This window comes from Streptomyces sp. NPDC002076 (assembly GCF_053593835.1).
This window is the reverse complement of record NZ_JBSFDI010000019.1, coordinates 108,028-120,035: the sequence shown is the minus strand read 5'-3', so window position 1 is coordinate 120,035 and position 12,008 is coordinate 108,028. Positions and strand designations below refer to the sequence as shown.

Here is a 12,008-nt window from a genome sequence, read left to right as displayed (position 1 = left end):
TCTCCGTGTCTACTGGGAACTCTCCGTGACCGCCAGCCGTTCCTCTCATGTCCGCCGCAGCCCCGCGGCTTGCGGCCGCGGGTCGACAGACAGGCGAAGAGCGACGGTTGGCGGGGGTGTGGAGATGGCCTACCTGATGGCGGTGCTGGTGGTGGTTCCCGTCCTGGTTCTGCTGCGGGTGTCAGTGGCCGGGGTGCGGTCGACCGGACCGTCGCGTGTGCCGTCCATCCCCGGGCGGCGGTCCGGCCGACTGTGGCTCCGTGCGGCTGGGGACGGGTCAGCCGATGCCCGGACCCGCCACGCCTGCGAGGGAATCGAGATCGCTCTTGCGGACCCTGATCACCAGCCAGGAGGTGAGGAACGCGACCCCGGCCATCGCGGCAGCCGGCACGAAGGCGGTGGAGATGCCGTGGGCGAGCACATCGTGTCCCCAGGGCGCGGGCAGTTGGTGCGTCTTGGCGAAGTGGGCCTGCTGTCCCGGCGAGCCGTTGGCGAGGAACTTCGGCAGCTGCTTCTTCGTCTCGTCCTTGGCGGCCGAGCCGAACACCGTCGTCAGGATGGACAGGCCGAGCGAACCGCCCACCTGCTGCATGGCGTTGAGAAGTCCGGAGGCGGCACCCGCCTCGTGCTGGGCGACGCCGGCCACTGCCGTGACCGTGGCCGTCACGAAGTTCAGGCCCATGCCGAAGCCGAACACCAGCATCGGCCCCAGCACGCCGCCGAGGTAGGAGCTGTCCGGCCGGATGAAGGCCTGCCAGGTCAGCCCGATCGCCACGAGCCCCGTGCCGGCCATCATGAACGGCCTCGGGCCGAGGACCGGAAGGAAGCGCTGGGACAGTCCGGCACCGACCGCGATCGCGACCGTCACGGGAAGGAAGGCCAGACCCGCCTTGATCGCGCTGTAGCCGAGTACGTCCTGCACGAACAGCACGATGTAGAAGAACATGCCGAACATCGCCGCGGCGAGGCTCAGCATGATCACGTACGTGCCCCAGCGGTTGCGGTCCGCGAACATCCTGAGCGGGGTGATCGGCTCCTTCGCCCGCACCTCGGTGAGGACGAAGGCGGCCAGCAGCACCACAGCCGCGCCGAACGAGCCGAGGGTGAGACCGTCCCGCCAGCCGTTCTCCGAGGCGCGGATGAACCCGTAGACGAGCGAGGCCATGCCCGCCGTCGAGGTCAGCGCACCCGTGATGTCGAAGCGCCCGGGATGCCGCTCGGACTCGTTGATGTACAGCGGCGCGAGCGAGGCGATCAGCACGCCGATCGGCACGTTGACGAACAGCACCCACCGCCAGTCCAGCCAGTCCGTGAGCATGCCGCCCGCCAGCAGGCCGATGGCGCCGCCACCCGCGGACACGGCGGCGAACACACCGAAGGCCCGGTTGCGTTCCGGACCTTCGGGGAAGGTCGTGGTGATCAGCGCCAGCGACGTGGGCGAAGCGATCGCACCGCCCACCCCCTGCAGAGCCCGTGCGGCCAGCAGCTGCCAGGGTTCCTGGGCGAGACCACCCAGCAGGGAGGCGAAGGTGAACAGGAGAATGCCGGTCATGAAGACCCGGCGCCGACCGAGGATGTCACCGGCCCGCGCACCGAGCAGCAGCAGGCCGCCAAAGGTGAGCGTGTAGGCGCTGACCACCCAAGTCAGATCCGTGGTGCTGAACTTGAGCGCGTCTTGAATGTGCGGGAGCGCGATATTCACAATCGTCGCGTCGAGTACCACCATGAGTTGGCAGGCCGCGATGACGGTGAGTGCGATGCCGGGATGCCCCTCCCGGCGGGCCACGCCCGGCTTTGGTTCCTGAAGCAGCTGAGAGGTCGTCACTATGGGTCCCCCATACAGGCGTTAGTGAACGCTCGCGTTCACTGAGGCGTCCACGGTAGTGAGTCCGCAACAGTGAACGCAAGCGTTCACTTAATACTGCGCCCCGCTTTGCGTCCCCCTGTTGCTGCGGCGCGGCGCACCCTGCCCCCGGAATCCCCGCTTCCCTTGTTGGAGGGACACAGATGGTTACCTCGCGCTGGACGGCCGCTTCCGATCGGGCGGCTTCCCCTCGTCGGCGCGGAGTGGTGCTGGAGCGCGCGATCCTCGACGCCGCGCTGGAGCAGCTCGGTGAGGTCGGCTGGAAAGGCCTGACCATGGAGGGAGTTGCCGCCGGCGCGCAGACCGGCAAGGCGGCGGTGTATCGCCGCTGGCCCTCCAAGGAGGACCTTGTCGCGGACGCCCTGGTGGCCGGACTGCCACGGGTCGAGACGGCCCCGGACCTCGGCGGTGTGCGCGAGGACCTCCTCGCTCTGTGTCGCGAGGTGCGGCAGATCATGTTCTCGCCCCCGGGTGTCGCGCTGCGCTCCGTGATTCACGAGTGCGATCAGACCCAGGTGGAACGCTTCCAGGAGGTGATCGTCGGAGGAGTGGTGGAGCCGACCGTCAAACTGCTTGGTGAGGTCATCGCCCGTGGAATAGAGCGGGGCGAGGTGCGTCCCGACGCTGCCAACGGCTATGTCTTCGACGCCATCCCGGCCATGATGATGTACCGCTCGAAGATGTGCGCCAGTGAATGGAGCGATCAGGATCTCGAAGAGATGATCGACCAGTTGATGCTCCCGCTGCTGCGGCCCCACGGCAGCTGATCCCCCGCGGCGGCGATCCGTGTGGCGGTGGGGCGACCGGGGTGTCGGCCGACGACCCCATCGGCGTACGCTAAGGGCGCCATGCCGTACGAACCGCCTACTCACACCGTCGAGCGCTCCCTGCGCGCCACGACCGGAGCGAAGGTCATTGCCGGTGTCGACGAGGTGGGGCGCGGCGCGTGGGCCGGACCTGTCACTGTCTGCGCCGCGATCACCGGACTCCGCCGCCCGCCCGAGGGGCTGACCGATTCCAAGCTGCTGACGATCAAGCGGCGCACGGAACTGGCGGAGGTCCTGCAGGCGTGGGTGACGGCCTATGCGCTGGGGCATGCTTCTCCCGAGGAGATCGACGACCTGGGGATGACGGCCGCGCTGCGGCTCGCCGCGGTCCGTGCCCTGGACATCCTGCCGGTCCGCCCCGACGCCGTGATCCTCGACGGGAAGCACGACTACCTCGGCACCCCCTGGAAGGTGCGCACGGTGATCAAGGGCGATCGGTCGTGTGTGGCCGTCGCGGCGGCGTCGGTGATCGCCAAGGTTCAGCGCGACAAAATGATGGCCGAACTGGGTGTCGACCATGCACACTTCGGATTTGCGGACAACGCCGGGTATCCGTCGCCCGTGCACAAGGCCGCACTGGAGGAGTGGGGGCCCACCCCGCACCACCGCTTGTCGTGGGCGTATCTTGATGCGTTGCCTCAGTGGCGGCATCTCAAGAAGGTCCGCAGCTGGGCGGACGGAAGCGTTCCGGAGATCGAGGGTCAGCTCGGCTTCGATTTCTGACGGTTCCGCTCGCACTGATGTGCCACCCGGTCACCCGCGCCGCACCAATGTTTGATAAATATCAGCTCATGCCTCTCATTCCCGAGGAGCCTCAGATTCACGAGAGTGCCCAGGGTCCCCGCGCCACTCCGGCCAGCGGCCGTACCGCGCCGACCCCCCGCCCCGTACCCGGCCCCCGCCCCGCGGCTCCGTCCCGCCCCGGTCGTCCCGGCCCTCCGCGGCCGGCTCCGCCGGTGCAGCGCACGCCGCGTGACGCGGCTCCGGCCAAGCCGGGCCCGTCCGGTCCGGCCGCTCCCGCCGCCGCGGCGGTCACCCCGCAGATCCAGCTGATCCCGGCCTCGGCCGAGGGCGCCCTCGACGCCGCCGAGGAGGCGGTGGACCTGCTGCTGGACTCCGGCCGTGCCCCCGGCGACGTACTCGTGATCACCACAGGGTCCCAGCACCCGTGGGCGGAGCACGAGCTGTCCTTCGGTGAAGCTTCCTACTGGGCGCAGCACGACGCCGGTGACGACGTCTTCTATGCGGACGCCGCCGTCGCCTCCCGCGCCGCGTCACGTCCCGTGGTCGTCGTGGCCGTCAACGGAGGCCCGGCTTCCGCTGCTGCCTCGGCCCTTCCGCTGGCCCACACCCGGGCCGGTGCCCTGCTGATCGTCTGCGGCGACCCGCAGCAGATCAATTCGGTACTGGGCGCGGGCGTCTGAGCCTGCTCCGACGCACCTCGGGGCACCGGGGTGACAGAGGAACCGCTCCGGGGGGAATCCGCACGGCGTGACCATTGGCATGCCCGCACGACCAGCGGCCGTTCGGCTCCTGGGCGGCTTCCCGGAACTACGCCAGGACGCCGCATACGGAGCAGCGGTTGCAGGGCGGAGAGGGGACCCGGGCTCACGCTGCTGGGCCTGTCGATCGGCACCGCGCAGCCGTCGCCCATAGGGGCATGGCCGCGGGAACTCGGGTTGTGGCTCTCGGCCCGTACGGCTGCTTGCAGGATGTCGCATGGGCGCCGGCTTGCTCGGCGCGGCCCAGCCTGGTGCACCCCCGGGTCGGCCCAGCCCCGTGTCCCCCGGGCGCGGTATGGCCAATACATCGCTTGGGGCACGGGCGGCCCTTGCGTTCCTCGGGGCACGGTGCGGCCTGATGCGGCGCGGCGTCCTGGCGGCCGGACGGTGGGTGGTCGGCTCGCCGTCCGCGCGGGTGGGGCAGTGCGTGGTCGAGTTGCCGTCCGTGCGGGCAGGGTGGTGGCCAAAAGGCGGTCGGGCGCGGGTCCGGCCTCTTGCCGTGCCCTTCAGCGAGCCGCCGCGCGGCGCAGGACCTCGGAGACCGGGCCGCCGGTGCGCGATGGGAGCGGCGGGGTCTCGGACATGGCGAAGGGTTCGGGTGCGGAGTCGGCGTTGGGACGGCGGCCGCTGCGTCCTTCGCCGAGCACATGCCAACCGTCGTGGGTCAGTGTGATGTACGCCCCGCATCGCAGACCGTGCAGGGTGCAGGCGTCACGCAGGCCCCACATCCAGGCGCCGTCCTCCTCCGTCCAACGCGCGTCGCCCTCACGGCAGTAGATGAGGATGGCCGTGCGCACCGGGGTCCGGCGTCTCAGGTCGTGCGGAATCACCCGGCGCAGTTGGTCGAGCAGTGCGTTGCGGAACATCCAGCCGTCGGCCGGGGCCGGACGACGTGTGAACGATGCGCTGGCGCACAGCCGCTCGCCCGGATCGAGCACTGCCACGATCGCCGTGGAGGGCCTCGGCCGATGGCGCGCATGCAGCCCGCTGACGACTTCACGGGGGTTGCGCAGCAGAGGGATTCCGGCGGCGGCCCATTCGGACGGCTCGAGCAGACGACTGGCGGAAGCGGCGGACGCGGAGGTCGACAACGAGGCCGCCGAGGACGAGGCGAATCCGAAGGTCACGTTCCTCCCTTCGGCTACGCGCCCATACTGCGGGCGAGGTCGGATTCGAGGGACCGCGCACCGCAGCAGAGCCCAACCGATCACGGACGAGCCGTGCGGGGAGCGGACCTCAATTCTTCCTGCCGAACTTGGATGCGGCAACGAGCAATTGACGCCACCGACGGTTATCTGGTGGTGCGTGGCTTATATCCCTACCCAAAGGTCTGCCCGATGACGCCTGAGGTGTCGGGCCGAGTCCCGTACAGATACCGCTGCGGGTGCGCGGTCAGCCCTGGACGGCCAGGACCAGCGGCAATACCGCCCGCGCGCCCGACCCTCTGAGCAGCCGTGCTGCGACCGCCAGGGTCCAGCCCGTCTCCGTGAAGTCGTCGACCAGCAGCACGGGGCCGCCGGCCGCGGTGAGCGCCGAAGCGAGGGCGGGCGGTACCGTCAGCGCACCGTCGAGGGCCTTCAGTCGCTGCGCGCTGTTGCTGCGCGACACCCGCGGCACGTCCTCGGCGAACTCCACGGTGCCGAGCAGCGGCAGCCGGCCGATCTCGGCGATCCGGGTGCCCAGGGAGTGGATCAGCTTGGGCCGGGTCCGCGAGGCGACGGTGACGACACCCACCGGCCGGGCCTGGGCGTCGGACGCGCCCGAAGCCCAGCCGCCAGGGCCCTTCGCCCAGTCGGCCAGGACCCCGACCACGGCCCGCGCCACGTCGTCCGGCACAGCGGTGTCCGGCGCCTGGGGCGCGAGGAGCGGACGCAGCCGGTTGCCCCAGCCGATGTCCGACAGCCGACCCAGAGCCCGCCCCGAAGAGGCCTGTTCACCGGCCGGAATGCGTCCCTTGAGATCGATGCCGATGGCCGGCAGGCCCGTCGGCCACATGCGCCGGGGCTCCACCTCGACACCGGCCCGGCCCAGGTCGCCGCGCGCGGCGTCCACCGCAGCCATGGACGTGTCGGCGGTGAACCGCGGTCCGGCGCAGTTGTCGCAGCGGCCGCAGGGCCGGGCACCCTCGTCGTCCAGCTGGCGCTGGAGGAACTCCATCCGGCACTCGGTGGTGGACGCGTAGGCGCGCATCGCCTCCTGCTCGGCCGCCCGCTGCCGGGCCACCCAGTCGTAGCGCTCGGTGTCGTACGACCAGGGCTGCCCGGTGGTGATCCAGCCGCCCTTGACGCGGCGGACCGCTCCGTCCACGTCGAGGACCTTCAGCATCGTCTCCAGCCGGGAGCGGCGCAGCTCCACCAGCGGCTCCAGCGCGGGCAGCGACAGGGGGCCGTCCGCCCGGGCGAGGACATCCAGAGTGCGCCGGACCAGCTCCTCCGAGGGGAAGGCGAGCGACGCGAAGTACTGCCAGATCGCCTCGTCCTCCTTGCCCGGCAGCAGCAGTACCTCGGCGTGTTCGACACCGCGGCCCGCCCGGCCGACCTGCTGGTAGTAGGCGATGGGGGAGGAGGGGGAGCCGAGGTGGACCACGAAACCGAGATCGGGCTTGTCGAAGCCCATGCCGAGCGCTGAGGTGGCGACCAGGGCCTTGACCTGGTTGGCGAGCAGATCGTCCTCGGCCTGCTGACGTTCGGCGTTCTCCGTCTTGCCCGTGTACGAGGCGACGGTGTGCCCGCGCTGTTTCAGGAACGCGGTGACCTCCTCGGCGGCGGCGACGGTGAGCGTGTAGATGATGCCGGAGCCCGGCAGGTCGTCGAGGTGGTCGGCGAGCCAGGCCATCCGGTACGCGGCGTCCGGCAGCCGCAGCACGCCGAGGCTGAGGCTCTCCCGGTCCAGCGGCCCGCGCAGCACCAGGGCGTCCGAGGTGCCGCCGGTGCCGAGCTGCACGGCGACATCCGCGGTCACCCGGGCATTGGCCGTGGCGGTGGTGGCCAGCACGGGGACACCTGGCGGGAGATCGCCGAGCATGGTGCGCAGCCGTCGGTAGTCGGGACGGAAGTCGTGACCCCAGTCGGAGATGCAGTGTGCCTCGTCCACGACCAGCAGGCCGGTCGCGGCGGACAGCTTGGGCAGCACCTGGTCGCGGAAGTCCGGGTTGTTCAGCCGCTCCGGGCTGACCAGCAGGACATCGACCTCGCCGGCCGCGATCTCGGCCTGCACGGCGTCCCATTCCTCGGTGTTGGAGGAGTTGATGGTGCGGGCGTGGATGCCGGCCCGGGCCGCGGCCTCCACTTGATTGCGCATGAGCGCGAGCAGGGGCGAGACGATCACAGTGGGTCCGCTGCCTCTGGCCCGCAGCAGCGAGGTCGCCACGAAATACACCGCGGACTTGCCCCACCCCGTGCGCTGCACGACCAGGGCCCTGCGCCGCTCGGCGACCAACGCCTCGATCGCCCGCCACTGGTCCTCGCGCAGCCGGGCCGCGCCCGTGGCATCCCCGACGAGCCGGGCGAGGACGGCGTCCGCCTGCGCCCGGAGATCCGCGTTGCTCGTGTGCTCCATGCGTCCCATACAACAGGACGGGACCGACAAGCGGGCGGGCCACTGCCCCGGCTGTGGACAACCGGGACGGTCTTGTCGTGTCCCTGATCTGACTTGTCCACAGGTCAAAGCGGAATCACAAAATCCGCGAGATCGTCTGCACATGACGAATCACAGCGAAACCACCGGACCGTTCGAAAACGGCGACATCTCGGGACAGGACCCGTTCACCGGCCCGTCCGCGCACGACGCGCAGGTCACGCTGCGCACCCCCGCCGAGCTGGCCGACGCCCTGCCCTACCTCCTCGGCTACCGGCCGGAGGACAGCATGGTGCTGGTGGCCCTGCACGACCGCAAAGGCCGGGGCAGGTTCGGCGGCAGGGCCCGGCTCGGCATCCCGGCGAACGAGGAGGACTGGGAGGCGGCCGCACACCAGCTCGCCCACGGACTGGTGACCGGCAGCGAACGGCGGGGCGCCCGGCCCGAACAGATGGTGGCCTACGTCTGCCAGGAACCCGCCCCGGGAGAGTCCGGCCGCGACGTCAAACGACGGCTCCAGCGGCTGGCCCACCTGCTGCGCACCCAGTGCGGCGACCTCGACGTGCCGGTCATCGAGGCACTGTGCATCTCCGACGGCCGTTTCTGGTCCTACTGCTGCCCGATCGACAGCTGCTGCCCCGAGGACGGCTCGCCGATGGGCCTTCCCGGCACCTCCGTCCTGGCCGCCGCGGCGACCTACGCCGGCATCCAAGTGCGCGGCACGCTCAGGGAGTTGCGCGCCAGGCTGCAGCCCTGGGAGACCACCGCGGCCCTGGAGCAGGAGATCGCCCTGGACGCGGCCGGTATGACCCTGGTGCCCCGGATTCTCGACGAGGCGTCCCGCGCGGAAGTCGCGGAGGAGACCCTGTGCCTCGCCGCGCGCATCATCCACCGCTTCGCCGCCGCGGCACCGGTGTCCGGCACGCACCCCGCGGACCTGCGCGACGACCGCCTGCTCGCACACGACGAGGCGGCGACTCTGATCCTCGGCCTCCAGGACCGCACGACCCGCGACCGGGCGGCGGCATGGATGGAGGGCGACGAGGCGGGTCCGGCCCTCCGGCTCTGGCGGGCCCTGGCCCGCCGCTGCGTCGGGCCCTACGGCGAGCACGCCGCGGCCCCGCTGACCCTGGCCGGCTGGGTCGCCTGGTCGACAGGTGACGAGTTGGAGGCCCGTGAGGCGCTGGCCATGGCGCTGGGCGCGGATCCCGACTATCTGTTCGCCCGGCTGTTGCACCAGGCCTGCAACGAAGGCCTCGACCCGGAAGCGGTCCGCCGCTGCCTGCGCGCGGACCGGGCGGGGCGTACGCCGACGGAGACCGGCTCACAGCCGGACATGGAGGAGAAGACGGCCCGTGCCGAGCTCCCGGCAACCGATGACGCGACAGGTGCCGCCCGAGCGGACGATCAGGGCGGCGCCGAAGCGGGCCGAGAGACAGGCACGCGCCGACGGCGCCGGGTACGACCGGCCGACGGCGGCGATGCCCCTCGCGCGGCCAGGCCCACGGGCGGACGACGGAGGCCGGCCGGCTTCCATCACGGCCCGTCGGCGGCCGAATCCTCACGCCCCGGCAGCCGTGGCCTCGGCAGCGCGCGCACGCGTGCGGCGGAAGGCACCACGGCCGGCGCAGCCCTGTCGAAGAACGACCACCGGAAGCCCGAAGGGGAGGGATGATCGCCGTGCGAGGGAGTGTCGGCGGTACCTGGTCGAACAGGTCTGCCCAGGGAAGACGTCCGGCGTATCGACGGAGTCTGCGGGGTGCGGCGCCCGCCCTCGGAGGCTGCTCGGGAGGCGATCTCGCCGACCCGCCACCCTCCGACGCCCGCGCATCCGCCGGACTGCTGCGCTGGGAACTGGAACTCCCGCCGGGCGGTACGGCAGCCGCGGAACTGAGAGTGCGCCTCGACGGCACGGGCCCCCTGCGGGCGCCGGGACAGGCCACGACCAGCCCGTTGGCCTCCGCCCGCGCGACGGGAGACGACCCGCGGGTGGCCCCGCTGCTGGACTCGGCGGTCGCCGATCTCCAGGCGCTGCTTCTGCGGGCCCCGCCCATCCCTCCGACACCCATCTCGCGGCGGGTGCGCCCTGGCGCTGCGGGATGGCCCCTGCCGAGGCCCTGGCCGCGGCCCGTATGGCCCTGCCGCTCGGCACCCGGCTCGCCGCGGGCACACTGCGGACCCTGGCCCGCACCCAGCTCCGGGACCGGAGTCCGCAGGCCGGCATGATTCCGGGACCCTGGCGCGATGCCGGCCCGTTTCTTCCGCCCGGCTGCACGGGTACGGCGGCCACACTGCTCTTCCCCGTCCTGCTCGCCGAGGCCCGCCGCTGGGGACTGCCCGAGCAGGACACGAGGGAGTTGCTGCCCGCGGCAGAACCTGCCTCACCTGGCTGCGGACGACCGCCGGCGACGGCCCCTACCTTCGCGACCCCCAGCCCGGGGGCCCGGCCCGCTGCGAGACCCAGGCCCACGCGTATCGGGCGGCCCTGCTCGGCGCCGATCTCCTCGACGCCTACGACCGGCCCGGCACCGCCGAGTTACGCCAGTGGGCCCAGGCCTTGCAGGCGGCGTTCCGGGCCGGCTTCTGGGTCGAGGACCACGCCGGTGGACGCCCGGCCGCAGCCCTGGCGCCGGACGGCCGGCCCGTGCCGCACCTGGGCTCCGCCGCCGTTCACCTCCTCGACACCGGCCTGCTCGGTTCCGGCCGGCTCGCCCCGGGCCTGCTCGACTCCGTACAGACCGGGCACCTCGCCCGGCTGCTCGGAGCCCCCGCCATGGACGCGGGCTGGGGACTGCGCGGTCTCGGTGCCAAGGAAGCGGGACACAACCCGTTCGGCCACCGCACCGGAGCCGTCCGGGTCCACGACACGGCACTCGCCATCGGCGGACTGGCCGCCGCCGGCTACGAGAAGGAAGCCGGCGGCCTCATGAAAGGCCTGCTGGAAGCGGCGGAACACTTCGGCCACCCGCTGCCGGAGATGTTCGCCGGTGAACAGCGCTCCGCCGGAAGCGCACCCCTCCCGCACCCCGCACCCCGCGGCCTGCCGGCCGGCGGCCACCGCGGCGGCGTCGGTGATCACGATGCTCACCTCGCTCGCGGGCATCCGCCCCGACGCCCCCGGCCGAACGGTCACCCTGCGACCCGTGCGCAGCGCACCGCTCGGTGAACTCAGCCTGACCGGGCTGCGCGTCGCCGGCGCCCCGTTCGCCGTGCGCATCAGCCGGCTGGGGCTCGCCCTGGTCGAGGAGGCGGCGGAAGGCTTGCAACTGGGAGTGTGACCTCGTACGACACCACGGAAGCCAAGAACAGGAGCCGGCCCTGCGCGCGATACCAGAACGAAGTGGAATCACCGTCGATGCGGCCGGGGAAGGGAGTGTTTATCGTCAGGCAGACGACTATGATCGCGGCATGCCCTACGACCCGTCAGCCTTTCCGCCCTTCGCCGTCACCGTGGACCTGGTCGTGCTGACCGTGCGCCGCCATGCCCTGTGTGCGCTGGCGGTGCGCAGGGGCGAGCCCCCGTTCCAAGGGCGCTGGGCGCTGCCCGGAGGTTTCGTACGGGCCGACGAGGACCTCTCCCAGGCGGCGGCGCGCGAGCTCGCCGAGGAGACCGGGCTGTGTGCACACGACCCCTCGGCCCCGGCCCAGGACAACGGGGCTCATCTCGAGCAGCTCGCCACCTACGGGGACCCCAAGCGGGACCCGCGCATGCGTGTGGTGAGCGTCGCGCACCTCGCGCTCGCGCCCGACCTGCCCGCCCCGCGTGCGGGAGGCGACGCCAGCAACGCGCGCTGGGCACCGGTCGAGGAACTGCTGCAGCAGGGCGGTTACGGCCGTGACGGCGAGCCCGTGGCGCCGCTCGCCTTCGATCACGCCCAGATCCTCGCCGACGGCGTGGAACGGGCCCGGTCCAAGATCGAGTACTCGTCGCTGGCCACCGCGTTCTGCCCGAGCGAGTTCACCGTCGGCGAGTTGCGACGGGTGTACGAGGCGGTGTGGGGGGTGGCCCTCGACCCGCGCAACTTCCACCGCAAGGTCACCGGAACCCCCGGATTCCTCGTCCCCACCGGAGGAACGACCACGCGCCAGGGCGGCCGGCCGGCGCAGCTCTTCCGGGCGGGCGGCGCCACCCTGCTCAATCCGCCGATGCTGCGCCCTGAGGTCTGAGGCGCACAGGCGGTCGGCCGTGCGGACGATCAGGTGGGCCGACCGTGGAGGTGGGGCGTCGCATCCCTCGAA

Annotated in this window: 8 protein-coding genes and 1 pseudogene; 6 read left to right on the top strand and 3 right to left on the bottom strand. The window is 71.8% G+C overall.

Going from position 1 to position 12,008, the window contains the following annotated elements:
- Nucleotides 1-277: 277 nt before the first annotated feature.
- Nucleotides 278-1,825, bottom strand: coding sequence for an MFS transporter (locus tag ACWCQS_RS33190; protein ID WP_451007888.1), 1,548 nt, complete (start codon nt 1,823-1,825; stop codon nt 278-280).
- A gap of 182 nt (nt 1,826-2,007) precedes the next feature.
- On the opposite strand from ACWCQS_RS33190, the gene ACWCQS_RS33185 reads away from it, so the two are divergent.
- The 3 genes from ACWCQS_RS33185 to ACWCQS_RS33175 all read left to right on the top strand — a co-directional run bounded on the left by ACWCQS_RS33185 (nt 2,008) and on the right by ACWCQS_RS33175 (nt 4,115).
- The gene (locus ACWCQS_RS33185; RefSeq protein WP_451007887.1) at nt 2,008-2,631 is read left to right on the top strand and encodes a TetR/AcrR family transcriptional regulator; all 624 of its coding nucleotides are present in this window, start codon (nt 2,008-2,010) and stop codon (nt 2,629-2,631) included.
- A gap of 81 nt (nt 2,632-2,712) precedes the next feature.
- The gene (locus ACWCQS_RS33180) at nt 2,713-3,414 is read left to right on the top strand and encodes a ribonuclease HII (protein WP_451007886.1); all 702 of its coding nucleotides are present in this window, start codon (nt 2,713-2,715) and stop codon (nt 3,412-3,414) included.
- Between the two features lie 68 nt (nt 3,415-3,482).
- Entirely contained in the window at nt 3,483-4,115 is a 633-nt protein-coding gene (locus ACWCQS_RS33175) for a hypothetical protein (RefSeq protein WP_388635756.1), read from the top strand.
- Nucleotides 4,116-4,699: 584 nt separating this feature from the next.
- Here ACWCQS_RS33175 and ACWCQS_RS33170 read toward each other — a convergent pair.
- A complete protein-coding gene (locus ACWCQS_RS33170; protein WP_451007885.1) occupies nt 4,700-5,320 on the bottom strand; it encodes a hypothetical protein in 621 nt (206 codons plus the stop codon).
- Between the two features lie 265 nt (nt 5,321-5,585).
- On the bottom strand, nt 5,586-7,751 hold the full coding sequence (locus tag ACWCQS_RS33165) for a RecQ family ATP-dependent DNA helicase (RefSeq protein ID WP_451007884.1): 2,166 nt from the start codon (nt 7,749-7,751) through the stop codon (nt 5,586-5,588).
- Nucleotides 7,752-7,893: 142 nt separating this feature from the next.
- On the opposite strand from ACWCQS_RS33165, the gene ACWCQS_RS33160 reads away from it, so the two are divergent.
- From ACWCQS_RS33160 to ACWCQS_RS33150, 3 genes and pseudogenes are all read left to right on the top strand, one after another.
- Nucleotides 7,894-9,444, top strand: coding sequence for a DUF4192 domain-containing protein (locus ACWCQS_RS33160; RefSeq protein WP_451007883.1), 1,551 nt, complete (start codon nt 7,894-7,896; stop codon nt 9,442-9,444).
- 125 nt (nt 9,445-9,569) lie between these two features.
- Nucleotides 9,570-11,047 (top strand): annotated as a pseudogene (locus ACWCQS_RS33155) (glycogen debranching N-terminal domain-containing protein); the annotation flags it as partial.
- A gap of 130 nt (nt 11,048-11,177) precedes the next feature.
- Nucleotides 11,178-11,936 carry an NUDIX hydrolase gene (locus ACWCQS_RS33150; RefSeq protein WP_351208985.1) on the top strand — a complete coding sequence of 253 codons (759 nt, stop codon included), beginning with the start codon at nt 11,178-11,180 and terminating at the stop codon, nt 11,934-11,936.
- Nucleotides 11,937-12,008 lie beyond the last annotated feature (72 nt).